This is a genomic window from Corynebacterium confusum (assembly GCF_030408715.1).
Taxonomy (GTDB): Bacteria; Actinomycetota; Actinomycetes; order Mycobacteriales; family Mycobacteriaceae; genus Corynebacterium; species Corynebacterium confusum.
The window spans coordinates 1,413,835-1,431,432 of record NZ_CP047202.1 but is presented as its reverse complement, the minus strand read 5'-3'; the positions used below and the strand labels follow the sequence as shown (position 1 = coordinate 1,431,432).

The following is a 17,598-nucleotide window of genomic DNA, read 5'->3' as shown; positions in this document are numbered from 1 at the left end:
AACTAATTAGTAGTTTAGTTCGGAAAGGGGCGCGTAATGACTCACGATAAACCGGCGAAACGCCCCGCTGGGTCTAGCATGCGCAGCATGTCCGCCCGCCTGGCTCGTTCCCTGACGGGTGGGCGGACCAAGGCCAATCCGGTCTTGGAGCCTTTGCTGTCCATCCACCGCGAATTCCATCCGCGGGCAGACGTGGAGCTGCTCAACAACGCCTACGAAACCGCCGAGCGCCTGCACGAGGGCGTGATGCGCAAGTCGGGGGACCCGTACATCACGCACCCGCTGGCGGTCGCCACCATCGCCGCGGAGATCGGCATGGACACCACCACGGTGGCCGCCGCCCTCCTGCACGACACGGTCGAGGACACCGACTACTCGCTCGAGGACCTGACTGGCGATTTCGGCCCCGAGGTCGCCCGGCTCGTCGATGGCGTGACGAAGCTGGATAAGGTGGCGCTGGGCGCCGCCGCCGAGGCCGAGACCATCCGCAAGATGATCGTGGCCATGGCCCAGGATCCGCGCGTGCTGGTCATCAAGGTAGCCGACCGCCTGCACAACATGCGCACCATGCGCTTCCTGCCGCCGGAAAAGCAGGCGAAGAAGGCCCGCCAGACCCTCGACGTGATTGCCCCGCTGGCGCACCGCCTGGGCATGGCCAGCGTCAAGTGGGAGCTCGAGGACCTGGCTTTTGCCATCCTGTACCCGAAGAAGTACGACGAGATCGTGCGCATGGTCGCCGCCCGCGCGCCCTCGCGCGATCGCGCCCTGAAGCAGATCAAGGAAGAGGTCGGCGCCGCCCTCAAGGAAAACGGTATCCAGGCCGAGGTGATGGGCCGGCCGAAGCACTACTGGTCCATTTATCAGAAGATGATCGTGCGCGGCCGCGACTTCGACGAGATCTTCGACCTGGTGGGCATCCGCATCTTGGTCGAGGACATCAACAGCTGTTACGCCGCCATCGGCGTGGTCCATGCCCTGTACTCGGCGCTGCCGGGCCGGTTCAAGGACTATATTTCCTCCCCGCGTTTCGGCGTCTATCAGTCGCTGCATACCACCGTGCTGGCCGACGGCGGCTCCTCGTTGGAGGTGCAAGTGCGCACCCACGAGATGCACTACAACGCCGAGTTTGGCGTGGCCGCGCACTGGCGCTACAAGGAGACCAAGGGCAAAAACTCCGGCCACCAGGAAGAGGTCGACCAGATGGCGTGGATGCGCCAGCTGCTCGACTGGCAGAAGGAAGCAGCCGATCCGAACGATTTCCTGGATTCCCTGCGCTACGACCTGTCCGCCAGGCAGATCTTCGCTTTTACCCCGAAGGGTGACGTCATTAACCTGCCGGCCGACTCCACGCCGGTCGATTTCGCCTACGCCGTCCACACCGAGGTCGGCCATCGCTGTATCGGTGCGAAGGTCAATGGCAAGCTGGTCGCGCTGGAATCGACGCTGAAATCTGGCGACAAGGTGGAGATCTTTACCTCCAAGGACACCAACGCCGGCCCGTCGCGCGACTGGCAGGAGTTCTTGGTCTCGCCGCGAGCGAAGGCGAAGGTGCGCCAGTGGTTCGCCAAGGAGCGCCGGGAAGAGCACCTCGAGGCTGGCCGCGACGCCCTGGCCACGGAGGTCCAGCGCGGCGGCTTGCCGCTCTACCGGCTGTTTACAGCCAGCTCGATGAAGCAGGTGGCCAAGCAGCTGCACTACTCGGACGTGGATTCGCTGTACACGGCCATCGGCTCGGGCAATGTCTCTGCCCAGCACGTGGCCAACCAGCTGACCTCCCTGTTCGGCAACCGAGATGACGCCGTCGAGGCCCTAGCGGACCGCACCCCGCTGTCGGCGCTGGAGAATTCCCGCACCAAGGAGACGGAGGATTCCTCCTCGGGCACCGGCATCCTCGTGGAAGGCAGCCCGGACGTGATGGCCAAGATGGCCAAGTGCTGCCAGCCCGTGCCCGGCGACGAGATCTTCGGCTTCGTCACCCGCGGCGGCGGGGTCTCCGTGCACCGCGTGGACTGCACCAACGCGGAAAAGTTGCGCAGCCAGCCGGAGCGCATGATGGACGTCTCCTGGGCCACGGGCAATTCCGCCTCGGGCGCTTTTGCCGCCACGCTGCAGCTGGAGGCGCTGGACCGCCAGGGCCTGCTGTTCGAGATCACGCGGATCTTTAGCGATCAGAACCTGAACGTGCTGTCGATGACCTCGAACCGCGGCGACGATCACATCGCGACACTGAAGTTCACTTTCTCGGTCTCTGACACTAAGCAGCTGGGACAGCTGATGACCACGCTGCGCAACACCGAGGGCGTCTTCGACGTCTACCGCGTCACCGCTTAACCCCGCGCGAGCCGCGACCCCTTGGCGCGGGCGACAGGGGAGCCTGCGGCAGGGGAGAGCGCAGTGCCCCCCCTCGTCCGGTGACCTGCAGGTGAACTTTGCGCCGCGGGCAGGTTAACACCGCAGGGGAAACCGCGGCCTACCGCCGGGGCCCCTGCGGCGGCTTGGTCATGGGTTTATAAAAGGACTTGTCTCTAGTCCCTTTTCCCTAGTCTTGCAGGAGAACTCCCATGAGTAACTTCCGTCGCATTGGCCGCCTCGTGGCGGCTTCCACCGTCACCGCCGTCGCCCTGCAGGGCGCTCCGGCTGCTTTCGCCGAGGACAAGGTCAGCTTCTCGGTGTCCAATTTCACTGACTTCCACGGCCACCTGGAAGAAGCGGATCCGGAACTGGGTGCCGCGAAGCTGATGAGCCTGGTCGAGCAGGTCAACCAGGACCAGAACTACGACCTGACCACCTCGGGTGACAACGTTGGCGGCTCCGCGTTCGTCTCCGCCATCACCGACGACGAGTACACCCTGCAGGTCCTCAACGCCATGGGGGTTGAGGCCAGCGCCGTGGGCAACCACGAATTCGACCAGGGCTTTGATGACCTGAACGATCGCATCATCCCGAACTCCGACTACCCGGTGCTGGGCGCCAACGTCCTCAAGGACGGCCAGCCGGCGATGGATGCCTCCCACGTGTCCGAGATCGACGGCGTCAAGGTCGGCTACGTGGGCACCGTGACCCAGCTGACCGCTGAGAAGGTCGCCCCGAGCGCCATCGAGGGCATTACCTTTACCGACCCGGTCGAGGCCACCAACAAGGAGGCCACCCGCCTGAAGGAGTCCGGCGAGGCCGACGTCGTCGTTGCACTGATGCACGAGGACGCCGAGCAGTACGCCGAGGGCTTCAACAACGATGTGGACGTCCTCTTCGGCGGCGACTCCCACGTACGCTCCCAGGGCACCGTCGAGCGCGAGGGCGCGCTGCCGCTGCACTGGGCCCAGGGCCACGAGTACGGCAAGGTGCTCAACGACGTGGACTTCACCTACGACAAGACCGCCGGCGAGCTCACCGACGTGGAGCTGACCCAGTACGACTACACGGATGCGGCAGCTCTGGAGCCGCACCCGGAGATCGCGGGCCTGGTGACGGAGGCCAAGGACAAGGCTGCGGAGAAGGGCGCCGAGGAAGTCGGCGAGACCCCGCAGGCCATGTTCCGCGGCTCCGACGAGGGCAAGGAGCCGGGCTCCAACCGCGGCGTCGAGTCCACCCTGAACAACTTCATCGCTGAGGGCCAGCGCGTGAGCATGTCCGAGCAGGTCGAAAAGGACATCGACCTGGGCCTGATGAACGCCGGCGGCGTGCGCGCCGATCTCAAGGGCGGCAAGGTGACCTACCAGGACATCTTCGAGGTCCAGCCGTTTGGCAACTCCATCGCCTACGGCACCATCACCGGCCAGGACCTGGTCGACGCCCTGGAGAACCAGTGGCAGCCGGGCCAATCCCGCCCGCGCCTGGCGCTGGGCCTGTCGAAGAACGTCTCCGTGGCCTACGACCCGCAGGCGGAGCAGGGCCAGCGCGTCCAGTCGGTCATCATCAACGGCGAGCCGCTCGACCTGGAGAAGAACTACACCGTGGCCCTGTCGACCTTCTTGGCCGGCGGCGGCGACGGCTTCTTCAAAGAGGACCAGGTCAAGGACATCGTGGATGTGGGCTACATGGACACCCAGGCGATGATCGATTACATCGCCAGCGGCGAGGCCGACGTCCGCACCGGCCAGGGCCAGGTCGGCGTGCACCTGTCCGGCGAGCCGAAGGCCGGCGAGAAGCTGACCGTGGAGCTTTCCTCCCTCAACTACACCAGCGAGGGCGAGCCGATGGCCAAGACCGCCACCGTCTCCCTGGGGGAGGCAACCGCCGAGGCGGAGATCGACAACGCCCGCCAGGACGGCGACGACCAGATGGGTGAGCGCGGCCGCGCCACCGTCGAGCTGACCGTCCCGGAGGACCTCTCCGGCGAGCAGGAGCTCAAGGTCACCACCGACCAGGGCACCGAGGTCATCATCCCGGTCACCGTGGCCGACGACAACGGCGGCGATGACAACGACGACGACACCGACGACAGCGACAACGGCTCCAGCCAGAGCTCCGGCTCCAGCGACTCGCTGCTGTCCTCGGTAGGCATTGGCGCGGGCGTAATCGTCGCTCTTGTCGCCGGACTGATGGGCGCGGTCGGTACCGGCATCATCACCCTGCCGGCCCCGGTCCGCAAGATGATTGAGGACCTGCGCCAGCAGTTCGGCCTCTAAGCTCACACACCGCGCGGCCTAAACACCGCCGCGTCCAATAACGCCAAGGCCCTGGGGATTGCCCTAGGGCCTTTGTTCGCACTACCGCAGTCAAGCAATAACCACCAGCGTTTCCATATCCGTACCTATCAGCGACTAAGCTAGGGCACGTGAGTTGGCAGCAAATTCTTCTGGACGAGGCCTACTACCAGCTGGGGCTGGAGTGGCACCGCATCCCGATCGTCATCCTGGCATCCATCGGCATCTACCTGGCGTTCATGCTCTTGGTGAAGGTCTTCGGTTCCCGCGTGCTGACCTCCATGACTGCTTCCGATGCCGTCATTATCATCATGTTCGGCGCCGTCGCCGGCCGCGTCATCGTGGGCGTGCCCCCGTCTCTGGCCGCCGGCGTCCTAGGCCTAGCCACGCTCATGGGGCTAGAGGCCGCCTTCGGCGTGCTGCGCAACGCCGTGGGCTGGTCGCGGTTCATCGACCGCAAGCCCATCCTCATCATGCACCACGGGGAGAAGGTCGAAGCCAACGCCGACTTCGCCCACGTCAGCGACACGGACATCTATTCGGCCATTCGCAAGGCCGGACTCGGCAGCAAGCAGGAAGTCCAAGCCATGATTCTGGAGCCCACCGGCCAAATCGCCGTCATCCAAGAAGGCAAGACCATAGACCCAGACGTTTTCCGCGACGTCAAGGGCCTCGGCCAAGACTAAGCGCCAAAACAGATCAGCGAAGCCGAAAGCCAGACACACAACTGGATCCGGAGCCAAGGCATAAAAAACCCCGTGGATAAAACCACGGGGTATCAAGCGTGCTAGCTAGCAGCTAGTACAAGCCGAATTACTTCAGGCCCGGAATGTCGATGTACTTGCTGAAGAAAGCGAAGAGGGAGCCCAGCACACCGATGATGGCGGTGGCCACGCCGATCCAAGCCTTGACCTCTTCAGCCACTTCCTTGGAGGTCTTCTCGGGGTTCTTGTTCTTGTTCTCGTCGTCGCCGCCGGTCTGGTCTTCCTGGTCGCCGCCGGTCTGGTTGCCAGCCTCGGCGCCGGCCCCGACACTCTGTTCCTGCGTGCCCTCGTTAGCGGTGGCAACGTTGACGCCAGCGAAGGAAACGGCGATGGCGGTTGCACCAGCAACCAGGGACTTACGGGAGAAAAGCTTCATTATCGAAATCCTTAGATTCGGTGGAGTACTTGCAGACGCTACAAATAGTAGCGATATGGGCAGGGGTTTGCAAGACCTGTTTAAGGAAACTGCCAAAATCGGGCAGTAGACGTAGAGTTCTTAGTGAATTTAGAATCGCAGGTGAACAAAGGGTTAACTGTCAATATCTAAAGAACAACTAAGAATGTGCTGAGTGTGGGTTACCTAAGTTGGGGGTATGGGGGCTGCTTGGCGCGGGTGGTGCGGATAAGGGAAAGCCCCGGCATCGCGCAGGGGTGCGCAGGTGCCGGGGCTTGGCGTTCAGGAAGGCGGTCTGGCGCTTAGCCTCCTGAGTATTCGTTAGGACTCCACGGAGACCTTGTCAATCTTGACCTCTTCGGCGGGCTTGCCGTCCGGCTGGCCGCCTTCGACGCCCTTTTCGGCGATCTTGTCGAGGGCTTCCTGACCCTTCTCGGTCAGCTTGCCGAAGTAGGTGTAGTCCGGTGCCAGCTGCGAGTCGGCGTAGTTGACGAAGAACTGCGAGCCGTTGGTGTCCTTGCCGGAGTTAGCCATGGCGATGGAGCCCTTCGGGTAGGTCACCGGCTGGCCGGCCTCGGCATCTTCCTCGGTCGGGTACTCGTTGGCGAAGCTGAAGCCTGGGCCGCCGGAGCCGGTACCGGTCGGGTCGCCGCACTGTAGGACGTTCAGGCCGCCGGAGGTCATGCGGTGGCAGACGCTGCCGTCGTAGTAGCCCTCATCGGCCAGGTGGGTGATGGCGTTGACGGTACAGGGGGCCACGGAGCGGTCGAGCTCCATTTCCATGTCGCCCTGGTTGGTAGCGAAGTTAACCTTCACGGTGCCCTTGGTGGATATGTCGTCGCCGTTCGGGACGGTAGCGCCGTTGGAATCCTGGCCTTCCGTGGCCGGGTATTCGCAGGTGACGGTCTCCGGGAGTGCCTGGGCGCGCTTGCCGGTCAGCGCGACGGCCTCCGGCTGCTCTTCGGACTCGGTGGTCTCAGTAGTGTTCTGGTCTTCCGCGGTGATTTCCTCGTCGGAGCTATCGCGGGAGGCCATGAACCAGACGCCGCCGACGAGGGCGACGATGGCGAGCAGGGCGATCAAGGCCACGCCGATGGGGCGGGTCTTGGTCTTGCGCTCGCGGGACTTGAGCTCACGGTTGAGGTTGGCCAAGGCCTCCTCGCTGCGCTTTTTGTTATCAGGCACTGTAGTTTTCCTCGTTACACAGTAGGCAGAATGAACACGTCTTTCGGTCCGGGACGCTTTCGGCGCGGCCCGAACCAACTGGCACACAATCCTATCGCGTCGCCCGCCTTAGGTGGGGGATTAGGCCGGTGACTGTGTGGCTTTAGCAGGACCGTGGCAGGCATTAAACAGTGTGGGTATCCTCGGGGCCATGGCAAACGTTAACTTTGATGGAAATGCAACGACGACCACCGGTGAGCTGCCCACAGTAGGCGAGCAGATTCCGGACTTCACCTTGGTCGGTACCGACTTGAAGGAAATTACCGCGCAGGACTTCGCCGGCAAGCGCCTGGTTATCTCCATCTTCCCGTCGCTGGATACCGACGTGTGTGCGGCCCAGCTGCGTAACTTCAACGAGAAGGCCGCCGGCCTGGACAACACCGTGGTGCTGTCTGTCTCCCGCGACCTGCCCTTCGCGCAGGCCCGTTTCTGCTCCACCGAGGGCATCGAGAACGTCGTCAGTGGCTCCGACTTCCGCACCGACTTCGGCGAGAAGTTCGGCGTGACCCTGGAAGGCTCCCCGCTCAAGGGCCTGCTGTCGCGCTCCGTGGTCGTCACCGACGCCGACCACAAGGTCGTCTACACCGAGCTGGTGGATGAAATCACCACCGAGCCCGACTACGACGCCGCCCTGGCTGCTCTGAAGTAGTCCGCGCTCGCGCGCTTCAACGCCGTCGTCCTGCACTTGCGGGGCGGCGGCTTTTCCTATTGCGGTTCGTCAGGTTGCTGTTGAATGGGGGCGCGGTGGCTGGTGGTGGCGGAGGAGGCGAGCGGTCGTGGTCGCTGCGGGGCCGAGTCACTATTCTGGAGGACATGCAGTATTACGGTTTCACCGCGGGTCCCTACAAGACGAATTGCTACCTGGTCACGCACGAGGACAAGGCATTTGTCATCGACCCCGGTATGCACGCACTGGATCGCGTGGAAGGATTGCTGAACGAACACCAGGTCACCCTGGAGGCGGTGGTGCTCACCCACGGGCATATCGACCACACACGCAACGCCGGGGACCTGGCCCAAAAGCACAACTGCCCGGTCTATATCCACGCAGAAGACGAGTTCATGCTGGCAGACGGCTCGGGCGTATCCGAGGAATCCAAGGTGCTTTTCGACGCCGCCCACATGGTCCCGATTACTGAGGTGCGCCACCTGCGTGACGGGGAGGACCTCGAGTTGATTGGCCTGAAGTTTGCCATCCACCACGCGCCGGGGCACTCGCCGGGCAGCGTCCTGCTGGTCAACGAGGAAGTGGCTTTTACCGGTGACGTGCTCTTCCGCGGCTCCATCGGGCGCATGGACCTGCCGCATTCGGATCCGGCGGCCATGGACGCCTCTCTGCGCGGGCCCGTGTGGAACCTGGCCGATAACCTGGCGGTCCTTCCCGGCCACGGGATGACCTCCACCATGCGGCAGGAGCGGGGGGCCAATCCCTTTTTGCTCAAGGTCGGACGGGTAATGTAGATGAACGTGAGTGACAAGAAGAAGCAGTTTAAGCCCCTGACCGCCCCGAAGGGGGTGCCGGACTACCTGCCGCCGGAGTCCGCCACCTTTTACAAGGTCCGCCAGACCATGGTCGAGCAGGCCCATCTGGCCGGTTTCCAGCACATTGAGCTGCCCGTCTTCGAAGACACCTCCCTGTTCGCCCGCGGCGTGGGCGAGTCGACCGACGTGGTCTCCAAGGAGATGTACACGTTTGCCGATCGCGGCGACCGCTCGGTGACGCTGCGCCCGGAGGGTACTGCTGGCGTGATGCGTTCGGTGATCCAGCACAACCTGGGCCGCGGCCAGCTGCCGGTCAAGCTGAACTACTACGGCCCCTTCTTCCGCTACGAGCGCCCGCAGGCCGGCCGCTACCGCCAGCTGCAGCAGGTCGGCGTCGAAGCCATCGGCGTGGACGACCCGGCCTTGGACGCCGAGGTCATCGCCCTGGCAGACCGCTCCTACCGCGCGCTGGGCCTGAGCGGCTTCCGCCTGGAACTGACCAGCCTGGGCGATCACACCTGCCGCCCGCAGTACCGCGACAAGCTCCAGGAATTCCTGTTCAAGCTGGATCTGGACGAAGAGACCCGCCACCGCGCGCAGATCAACCCGCTGCGCGTGCTGGACGATAAGCGCCCGGAAATCCAGGAAGCCACCGCGGATGCGCCGCTCATGCTGGACTACCTGAGCAACGAGTGCCGCGAGCACTTCGAGACCGTCACGGGCCTGCTCGAGGACATGGAGGTCCCCTACACCATCAACCCGCGGATGGTGCGCGGCCTCGACTACTACACCAAGACCACCTTCGAGTTCGTCCACGACGGCCTGGGAGCCCAGTCCGGCATCGGTGGCGGCGGCCGCTACGACGGGCTGATGGCCCAACTGGGCGGCCAGGACCTCTCCGGTATCGGCTACGGCCTGGGCGTGGACCGCGCGGTGCTGGCACTAGAGGCCGAAGGTATTACCCTCGACGGCACCGAGCGCCGCGTCGACGTCTACGGCGTCGCGCTGGGCGCCGAGGCCAAGCAGAAGATGGCGCGGCTGGTTAACGACCTGCGCTCCCGCGGGATTTCCGCCGACATGGCCTACGGCGACCGCGGCCTGAAGGGTGCTATGAAGGGCGCGGACCGCGCCGGCGCCCGCCTGGCGCTGGTGCTGGGCGAGAACGAGCTCGCCGCCGGCACCGTGGCGGTCAAGGACCTAGCCGCCCACGAACAGCAGGAGGTCTCGCTGGACCAGGTCGTCGAGACCATCGCTAGTCGGGTCTAATCCCGACCCGGATACCGGCGAGGTAGATCCGGACCATCGCACTGTCGAGGTCGGACTCGGCCTCGCCTAGGTCGATGTCGCGTGGCCGCTGGAGTGCCAGCAGGCCCGCGATGAACTCGAGGTGCGTGACCCCGGGACCAACGTGTCCCAGGGCGCGCGCCTTTTCTATGAAACGGGCACCGTTATCCATCAGCTCGTTTCGCAAGGCCTTCTGCTCCGGGGGTAGGGAATCCAAGTTGGCCGGCAGGAAATTGGGGATGAGGACGCCGAGCCCTAAGGAGAGCAGCTGGCGGGCGTATTCGCACACGGTCTCGCCCCCGGACTCCGGATCCGAGTCTAAGCGTTGCAGCAGCGCGTTCTGGGTATCGATGAAGCGCTGGGCATAAGCGCTCACACATTCGTCGATGAGCGCTTGCCGATCGGGGAAGTTGCGGTAGAGCGTGGCGATGCCGACGCCGGCGTGCGCGGCGATCTTTTCCAGGCTGACGTTGTTTCCGCGCGCGCGAAACAGCTCGAGAGCTGCGGTGATTATGGCTTGGCGGCGGCGGGCGGCATCGGCGCGCATGAAGCTTCCTTTCGCGGATCAGTTGACATTAGCGGCGGCGAGGATTAAGTATATTTACGTTAACTGATAGTACACCCTCCGCTTTAGGTTTTAATCATTTTCGAAGGGTGCTTTTTTAAGTTGGAGTAACCGCCACCATGACACAAGCTTACCTGTGCAGCACCCATAACCTGGTGCTGAGCACCGGCTTTGCGGTACCGGACTTCCACCTTGTCGAAGGCCTCAACCTGCTGCACGTCAGCCGGGAAGCCTCCGCCACCGTGCTAGGCCTGACCCTTGCCGGTCGCATGAAGAAGAAAGACGGCGAGGTGCGTTGGACCCCGTCGCTCGCCGGGCAGCACGAGGAAGGCAGCGCGCACGCCGCCGGGGAAGAACTTCCCGCCCGTGCGCTGTTTTCCGACATCGCCTATGCCGGAACCCCGGAGATCGACGGCCTGGAGCGCCTCGTGCCGGTGCGGGCCGTTGTGCGCGAGCAGCTAGCCTGGACCAGCCCGTGGTACCGGCTCACGCCCCGCAAGATTATGTCCAACGAGCGCGTCCAGGACGCCTTTAACGCGCTTGAGATTGACCTCGACGAGGAGACCTGCCGGAAGACCAAGGTGGGCGACGTCGACGTTCTCACCCGCTTGAAGCTGCGCGTGGCGTTAGCGCTTATCGCCCGGCCCGAGGCGGTGGCGCTGGTCATCGACGACGTGGACCAGCTGCGCTCGTGGCGGCTGCGCGAGGAATTTCTTTCCACCGTGCGCCGCCTGGCAGACCGCCTGCCCGTGGTCTGCATTAGCGCCAACGCGGACACCTCCGGCCTCGCCGACCACGAAGTCCGCATTCATGATTCGGAGATGGACTTGGCGGGGCCGAGCGCCGTGGAAGGAGAGCAGGAATGAACCTGACACATCTAGGTATCGAAATCCGTCGCTTCGGCCACGGCAAGCTGCCGCCGCTCGCCTTCGTGGTCATTATCCTGCTGCCGCTGCTCTTCGGCGGCCTTTTCGTCTGGTCCTACTGGGACCCGGTCGGCAAGGTCAACGAGCTGCCGGTAGCCTTTGTTAACTCCGATAAGGGCGCCGACGCCGACGGCGAGCACCTAGACGCCGGGCAGCAGATTACCGACCGGTTGTCCGAGTCAGGCCAGCTCAACCTGGACGTCGTGGACGCGGACACCGCCCGCGACGGGGTTCGCAGCGGCGAGTACTACTTCGCCATGGAACTGCCGGAAGACTTCTCCGAGTCGGTGCTGTCCGTCCGTGGGGACAACCCGCGGCGGGCGAGCCTGAACGCCACCTTTAACAACGACAACGGGCAGATCGCGCAGACCCTGGGTAACCAGGTGGTCTCCACCGTCCTGGGCACGATCAACGAGGAGCTGGGCACCCGCGTGACCGACAACCTCCTGGTCGGCTTCAATACTATCGGCGACGGGGTGAACCAGGCCGCGGACGGCGCGAACGAGCTCTCCGACGGTGCCGGCAGTGCGGCTGACGCGTCGAAGAAGCTGGATTCTGGCGCGGGCGAACTCCACGAGGGCATTGTGAGCGCGGATGAGGGCGCGAAGAAGCTCGAATCCGGCGCCCGAGAACTCGACGAGGGCCTGAGCACGGCAAGCAATGCGGCCGACCAGCTGGCCGGCGGGCTGGGGCAGCTCAACTCCGCCACGCAGCGCCTGGGCGAGGGCGCCAGCCAGGTCTCTGGCGGCGTGGATCAGATCACCGGCATGGTCGGCCAAGCCGCCGACGCCCAGGCACAGCTCCTGGCGGGCTTGGTCAACGTCTCCAGCCAGCTGCGGGCCACCGGGCTGCCGCCGGCCCAGGATCTGGCCAACCAGTTGGAAGGGGTAATCGAACAGGTGCGCACGCAGGCCCTCGGCCCGGATTCGCCGGTGCTGGGGGATGTGGAAAAGCTCAGCGGCGGCGCGCAGGAAATCGCCCGCCAGCTCACCGACCCGGCCAGCGAGTACTCACAGGGCATGCAGCGGGCCACCGACGGCTCCCAGCAGCTGGCGACGGGCCTGCACAAGCTCAACGATGGCTCGAGTCAGTTGGTGGTCGGCACCCAGACGCTGAGCCAGGGCACCAGCAAGCTGGTGGATGGCTCGCAGCAGCTCTCGGTGGGCGCGAAGCAGCTCAGCGACGGGCTGGTCCGGCTCGACGAGGGCTCGGGCACGCTGGCGCTGAAGCTTACTGAGGCCGGCGGCAAGGTGCCGCACTACGGCGACGACCAGCGCGCCGATTACGCCGGTGCGATGTCGAGCCCGGTGGAGCAGAACCGGCAGGGAGATGGCCTCGCCATCTTCGGCGAGGGGCTGGCCCCGATCTTCATCTCGCTCGGCCTGTTTATGGGTGCCACGGTTACTTTCATGGTGCTACGCCCGCTGCAGCGCCGCGCCATCGAGTCCGGCATGTCCCCGCTGCGCGTCGTACTGGCCTCCTACCTGCCCGCGGCCATCGTCGGTATCGGCCAGGCTACCGTCATGTTCTTGGTGCAGAAGCTGGCGCTGGACCTCAATGCCAGCCACGAGTTCGGCATGTGGCTAGCTATGTGCCTGACTGCGGTGACCTTCCAAGCCATCGCGCTGGGTATTAACGCCCTGCTGGGCGCTACCGTGGGCCGGGTGATCTGCATTTCCCTGATGTCGCTGCAGATCGTCTCCTCCGGCGGCCTGTACCCGCCGGAGACCCAGCCGGCCTTCCTACAGTGGTTCCACAACTACGACCCGATGACGTACTCGACGAACCTCTTGCGGCAGATGATCTTCCATTACGACGCCGCCGATCCGCGCCTGCAGCAGGGCATCGGGGTCCTAGCACTCATCTGGGTCATCTTCATGGCCATCGCCGTGGTGGGCGCGTGGCGCGGGCGCCACATCGCCATGAAGGACCTGCACCCGGAGGTGGCGGTCTAGGTGGGCAGGGGAGTGTAATCCCCGGTGTTTAGCACTCGACCTGGGTGACGGAAAAGCCCATGGTCTTGGCCAGCCCGCCCAGGGAGGTCTCTTTGTACTTGGAGAGCATGTCCCGGCCGGTTTCCGCCATGGTCTGTACGGCGTTGTCCAGGGAGACGTAGTGCGTGCCCTCGCCCAGCATGGCCATGCGGGCGGCGTTGATGGACTTGACCGCGCCGATGGCGTTGCGCTCAATACAGGGGACCTGCACTAGGCCGCCGACCGGGTCGCAGGTCAGCCCCAGGTTGTGTTCGAGGGCGATCTCCGCGGCGTTTTCGATCTGGCGGGCGTTGCCGCCTAGCAGCTCGCACATACCGGCCGCCGCCATGGCGGAGGCGGAGCCGACCTCGCCCTGGCAGCCGACCTCGGCGCCGGAGATGGAGGCGTTATCCTTGATGATGGTGCCAACGGCCCCCGACGTCAGCAGGTAGCGGCGGGCGTTTTCGCGGGTGAAATTGGCCATGAAGTCGCGCGCGTAGTGCAGCACGGCGGGGATGATCCCGCAGGCGCCGTTGGTGGGCGCGGTGATGACGCGGCCGCCGGCGGCGTTTTGCTCGTTGACGGCGAGGGCGTAGAGGTTGGTCCACTCCATAGCGGAGAAGCCGCAGGAGGGGTCCTCCTGCTTTTCCAGCAGGGTCTGGTAGACCTGCGGGGCGCGCCGGGGCACGCGCAGCCCGCCCGGCAGGGTGCCCTTGGTGGAAATGCCCTCGGTCACGCACTCGCGCATGGTGTCCCAGACGGTGTCCAGGTGGCGCAGGAGGTGGTCCGCGCCGCCGGAGCTGCGGTGGAGCACGGCCTCGTTGGCCAGGACGATTTCCCACACCGGCAGGTCGTGGGCCTCGCACAGCTCGAGCAGCTCTTCGCCCGAGCTAAACGGGTAAGGGACCTGGTCCTCGACGGCGGCCGCGGCGGCGCCTGCGGGCACCGCGCTGGAGGCCTCCTCTTCCGCCTCCAGCTCCGCACGGGAGAGAATGAAGCCGCCGCCCACGGAGAACCATTCCTGGCCCGTAGCGATCTCGTTGCCTGCGCCGTCCCAGGCACTAAAGATGAGGCAGTTCGGGTGCTCCGGAACCGGCTCGTTGTTGAAGCTAATCTCAAACTCGACGCTGCCCGCAGGCCCCGTGACGGTGCCCTCGGAGGGAATGGGGCTGGACGGGTCCTGCTCCGCGTCCAGCGGCACCGTCAGCGGGGTCCAGCCGGCCAGGCCGAGGATGACCGCGCGGTCGGTCGCGTGCCCGCGGCCGGTCGCCGCCAGGGATCCGCGCAGCTCCGTGTGGACGCGCGCGGGCAGCTGGGGCAGCGAGTCGATGAACGTCTTGGCGGCGCGCATGGGGCCGACGGTGTGGGATGAGGACGGCCCGATCCCGATGGAGAAGATATCAACGACGCTAATTGTCATGTTGAGTTCAAGCCACCTTTCTCTGAGCGAACAGACGTGGACTGTAACTTAGGGTAACTTTTCTCACCCAAGTCTATGTGACGAACCCCACATTTCGCGTGCGGCCTACCTCTCCGGCTCCTCTGCGCCCTGCTCGCGCGACGCGGCGTTCGGGCTGACGTCGACAAACCCGGTGGCATCGCGCCCGCCCGCGCCCGGCTCGGGGGTAGTCGCGGCGCTGGAATCGGTGTCGGAATTGGCGTCACCGCCGAGGAGCTCGCTCATGGGGGTGAAGTCGTCCTCGTAGTCGATGCCGTTGCGGCGGTTCGGTGCCGAGCGCGTCACCGCGGGGGAGGCGGACAGTCCGCCCACCCGGTCGGTCGGCGTGACGATGAGGTCGGCGAGCTGCTCGGCGGCCTGGCTAATGCGGTTGGGGCTCAGTCCCCCGTGGCCGGCCTCACCGCCGGCCGGGGCCGCGCCGTAGTCCTCGGTCGCGCGGTAGATGCCCGTGGGCACAACCACGGCGTGCAGGTAGTTCATCAGGGGCCGCAGGGCGTAGTCCAGAATGAGCGCGTGGCGCGAGGATCCGCCGGTGGCGGCAATCAGCGTGGGCATGCCGGTGATCGCCTGCGGGTCGAGGGTGTCGAAGAACATCTTGAACAGCCCGGAGTAGCTGCCCTGGAAGACCGGGGTGACCGGGATGAGCGCGCTGGCGGAGCTGAGCAACCGGCGGGCATCGTCCAGCGCCGGGGTGGCCGCGCCCCAGTTGGTCATGGCGTTGGTTAGGTCCTGTGCCAGGTTGCGGACCTCAATGAACTCGATGTTGAGTCCTTCCCCGCGGGCGGTGACGCGGGCTTCGGTGGCCGCGGCGAGTTCCTCGCCCAGCTGGCGGGTAGTAGAGGGAGTGGACAGGCCGGCGGTCACGACCACGAGGGTGTGCACGGTAAAAACCTCCTTGGGTTGAGATACGGGCCGGGGACAGGGTGGGGCTTAGCTTTCCTCGCCGGGGTTGACGCGATAGTGCGGCGAATCCGGGTTGTTGCGCAGGCTGGCGTGGGTCGGCGGATCGGAGGGGACGTGATCGGGGCGGCGCTGCTCGAAGCGGCGGCGCAGTTCCGGCACGACCTGGGTGCCCAGGCGCTCAATCTGGTCCAGGACCACTTCCTGGGGCAGGCCGGCGTGGTCGATGAGGAAGAGTTGGCGCTGGTAGTCGCCCACCCAGTCGGCGAACTGCAGGGTGCGCTCGATGACCTGCTCGTAGGTGCCGACGGTCAGCGGGGTCATCTCGGTGAAATCCTCCAGCGAGGGTCCGTGGCCGTAGACCGGGGCGTTGTCGAAGTAGGGGCGGAAGTAGTTCTTGGCCTCCTGCTCCGTGTCCGCGATGAAAACCTGGCCGCCCAGGCCCACGATGGCCTGGTCCTCCTGGCCGTGGCCGTACTTGGCGTAGCGGCGACGGTACATGTTGACCATCTTGGCGGTGTGCTCCTTGTTCCAGAAGATGTTGTTGTGGAAGAAGCCGTCGCCGTAATAGGCGGCCTGCTCCGCAATCTGCGGCGAGCGAATGGAGCCGTGCCACACGAACGGCGGGACCCCATCCAGCGGGGCGGGCGTGGAGGTAAAAGCCTGCAGCGGGGTGCGGAACGTGCCCTGCCAGTTAACGGAAGGCTCGCGCCACAGTCGACGCAGGAGGTGGTAGTTCTCCACGGCCAGCGGGATGCCCTGGCGGATGTCCTTCCCGAACCACGGGTAGACCGGGCCGGTGTTGCCGCGGCCCAACATCAGATCAACGCGCCCACCGGACAGGTGCTGCAGGAACGCGTAGTCCTCGGCAATCTTGACCGGGTCGTTGGTGGTGATAAGCGTCGTCGAGGTCGACAGCTGCAGGCGCTGGGTCTGCGCGGCGATATAGGCCAAGTGCGTCGTGGGCGACGACGGGACGAACGGCGGGTTGTGGTGCTCGCCGGTGGCGAAGACGTCGAGGCCGACCTCTTCGGCCTTGAGCGCGATCTCCGTCATGTTGCGAATGCGCTCCGCCTCCGTGGGGGTGGTGCCGTTGGTCGGGTCAGCGGTCACGTCGCCAATGGTGAAGATGCCGAATTGCATGGTGGGGATCCTTCCTCGATCAACTATCTATGACGTGTCAACAAAAACTCGAGGGGAGTTATTCCCACTCCACGGCCTCCAACAAAACCCCCACGTCGGACTGGGTAATGACTCGGATGGGGCGCTGGGACTTCTCGCCGGTCTCGGTGATAATCAGCGCAAACGGCAGGGAGCCATCGCGCGCCGGGGAGGTCAGGGCATCGATAGCCGCCTGCGCGCCCACCGTCTTCGGTAGGAACACCGCCCGGTCGGTGTTTTCCGCCCGCTCCAGCACGTCGGCTACGGTGCGGGCATCGATGGTCTGGTTATCACCCAAGTCAGCCGCGACCCAGTGCGCGATGGTGTTGGTGGTCAAAAGTCGGCGGAAGGTGCCGGAGTCGTAGACGGGCAACTGCGAAAACCCGTGGGTGCGGATAAGCTCCAGCGCCGAGAGCACCGAGTCCTCGGGCGTTACCGTCTCCACCTTCTGGTCGCCCAGCCGCGCCACCGCGCCGGGCGGGTCCATCAGCAGGTCCCGCAGCCGCTCAATCTGGTCGATGACCCGGGGGTTCGGCTCCGCGATCGGCGCGCCGTCGTGGTAGCGCCCGTGGGAGATGGCGTTGCGCAGGCTTGTGTAGTCGTGCAGGGCCTCGGCCTGCTGGGAGTTGAGCAAGTGCTCGTGCCGGGCGGAGTCGATAAGCCGCCGGAAAGAGTCCCCGTCGCGCGCCTGCAGACGGGACCTCAGGTGTTGCTCGATGTCGTTGAAAGCAGCGATAAAGCGGTGGGCGCCGTGGCCGGACTGCGCGTCAGAAGTCATAGCTCCCAGTGTAGAGCCTGCACTAGCGCGTGCCGGGGAAGC

General features: G+C 65.1%; 15 protein-coding genes. 8 read left to right on the top strand and 7 right to left on the bottom strand.

Going from position 1 to position 17,598, the window contains the following annotated elements:
• The first annotated feature begins 36 nt into the window (after positions 1 to 36).
• From CCONF_RS06665 to CCONF_RS06655, 3 genes are all read left to right on the top strand, one after another.
• Entirely contained in the window at positions 37 to 2,331 is a 2,295-nt protein-coding gene (locus CCONF_RS06665; protein WP_290221969.1) for a RelA/SpoT family protein, read from the top strand.
• Positions 2,332 to 2,561: 230 nt separating this feature from the next.
• Entirely contained in the window at positions 2,562 to 4,628 is a 2,067-nt protein-coding gene (locus CCONF_RS06660; protein ID WP_290221967.1) for a bifunctional metallophosphatase/5'-nucleotidase, read from the top strand.
• A 149-nt stretch (positions 4,629 to 4,777) separates the two neighbouring features.
• Positions 4,778 to 5,332, top strand: coding sequence for a DUF421 domain-containing protein (locus CCONF_RS06655; RefSeq protein WP_290221965.1), 555 nt, complete (start codon positions 4,778 to 4,780; stop codon positions 5,330 to 5,332).
• A 127-nt stretch (positions 5,333 to 5,459) separates the two neighbouring features.
• On the opposite strand, the gene CCONF_RS06650 is transcribed toward CCONF_RS06655, so the two are convergent.
• Together CCONF_RS06650 and CCONF_RS06645 are read right to left on the bottom strand one after the other, a co-directional pair.
• On the bottom strand, positions 5,460 to 5,786 hold the full coding sequence (locus tag CCONF_RS06650; protein ID WP_290221963.1) for a hypothetical protein: 327 nt from the start codon (positions 5,784 to 5,786) through the stop codon (positions 5,460 to 5,462).
• 339 nt (positions 5,787 to 6,125) lie between these two features.
• Positions 6,126 to 6,989 carry a peptidylprolyl isomerase gene (locus CCONF_RS06645; protein WP_290221960.1) on the bottom strand — a complete coding sequence of 288 codons (864 nt, stop codon included), beginning with the start codon at positions 6,987 to 6,989 and terminating at the stop codon, positions 6,126 to 6,128.
• Between the two features lie 190 nt (positions 6,990 to 7,179).
• Here CCONF_RS06645 and tpx point away from each other — a divergent pair, with 190 nt between their 5' ends.
• From tpx to hisS, 3 genes are all read left to right on the top strand, one after another.
• Positions 7,180 to 7,677, top strand: a complete 498-nt coding sequence (gene tpx / locus CCONF_RS06640) for a thiol peroxidase (protein ID WP_290221958.1) — start codon at positions 7,180 to 7,182, stop codon at positions 7,675 to 7,677.
• 164 nt (positions 7,678 to 7,841) lie between these two features.
• Positions 7,842 to 8,489, top strand: coding sequence for an MBL fold metallo-hydrolase (locus CCONF_RS06635; protein WP_290221955.1), 648 nt, complete (start codon positions 7,842 to 7,844; stop codon positions 8,487 to 8,489).
• Entirely contained in the window at positions 8,490 to 9,776 is a 1,287-nt protein-coding gene (hisS, locus tag CCONF_RS06630; RefSeq protein ID WP_290221953.1) for a histidine--tRNA ligase, read from the top strand.
• Here the strand turns inward: hisS and CCONF_RS06625 are convergent.
• Complete coding sequence (locus CCONF_RS06625; protein WP_290221951.1) at positions 9,763 to 10,341, bottom strand: TetR/AcrR family transcriptional regulator; 579 nt, start codon at positions 10,339 to 10,341, stop codon at positions 9,763 to 9,765. The genes hisS and CCONF_RS06625 overlap by 14 nt on opposite strands.
• 137 nt (positions 10,342 to 10,478) lie before the next feature.
• On the opposite strand from CCONF_RS06625, the gene CCONF_RS06620 reads away from it, so the two are divergent.
• Together CCONF_RS06620 and CCONF_RS06615 are read left to right on the top strand one after the other, a co-directional pair.
• On the top strand, positions 10,479 to 11,225 hold the full coding sequence (locus tag CCONF_RS06620; protein WP_290221949.1) for a hypothetical protein: 747 nt from the start codon (positions 10,479 to 10,481) through the stop codon (positions 11,223 to 11,225).
• On the top strand, positions 11,222 to 13,240 hold the full coding sequence (locus CCONF_RS06615; RefSeq protein ID WP_290221947.1) for a YhgE/Pip domain-containing protein: 2,019 nt from the start codon (positions 11,222 to 11,224) through the stop codon (positions 13,238 to 13,240). The genes CCONF_RS06620 and CCONF_RS06615 overlap by 4 nt, the downstream gene beginning before the upstream one ends.
• 28 nt (positions 13,241 to 13,268) lie before the next feature.
• Here the strand turns inward: CCONF_RS06615 and CCONF_RS06610 are convergent, their stop codons facing one another.
• The 4 genes from CCONF_RS06610 to CCONF_RS06595 form a co-directional block, all read right to left on the bottom strand.
• Positions 13,269 to 14,678: an L-serine ammonia-lyase gene (locus CCONF_RS06610; RefSeq protein ID WP_290221945.1), complete on the bottom strand. Its 1,410-nt coding sequence runs from the start codon at positions 14,676 to 14,678 to the stop codon at positions 13,269 to 13,271.
• A gap of 105 nt (positions 14,679 to 14,783) precedes the next feature.
• Complete coding sequence (locus CCONF_RS06605; RefSeq protein WP_353959489.1) at positions 14,784 to 15,599, bottom strand: CE1759 family FMN reductase; 816 nt, start codon at positions 15,597 to 15,599, stop codon at positions 14,784 to 14,786.
• Positions 15,600 to 15,647: 48 nt separating this feature from the next.
• Positions 15,648 to 16,760 (bottom strand): LLM class flavin-dependent oxidoreductase, encoded by a 1,113-nt coding sequence (locus CCONF_RS06600; RefSeq protein WP_290221943.1) that lies wholly within the window; start codon positions 16,758 to 16,760, stop codon positions 15,648 to 15,650.
• Between the two features lie 58 nt (positions 16,761 to 16,818).
• Positions 16,819 to 17,556 (bottom strand): CBS domain-containing protein, encoded by a 738-nt coding sequence (locus CCONF_RS06595; RefSeq protein ID WP_290221941.1) that lies wholly within the window; start codon positions 17,554 to 17,556, stop codon positions 16,819 to 16,821.
• Positions 17,557 to 17,598 lie beyond the last annotated feature (42 nt).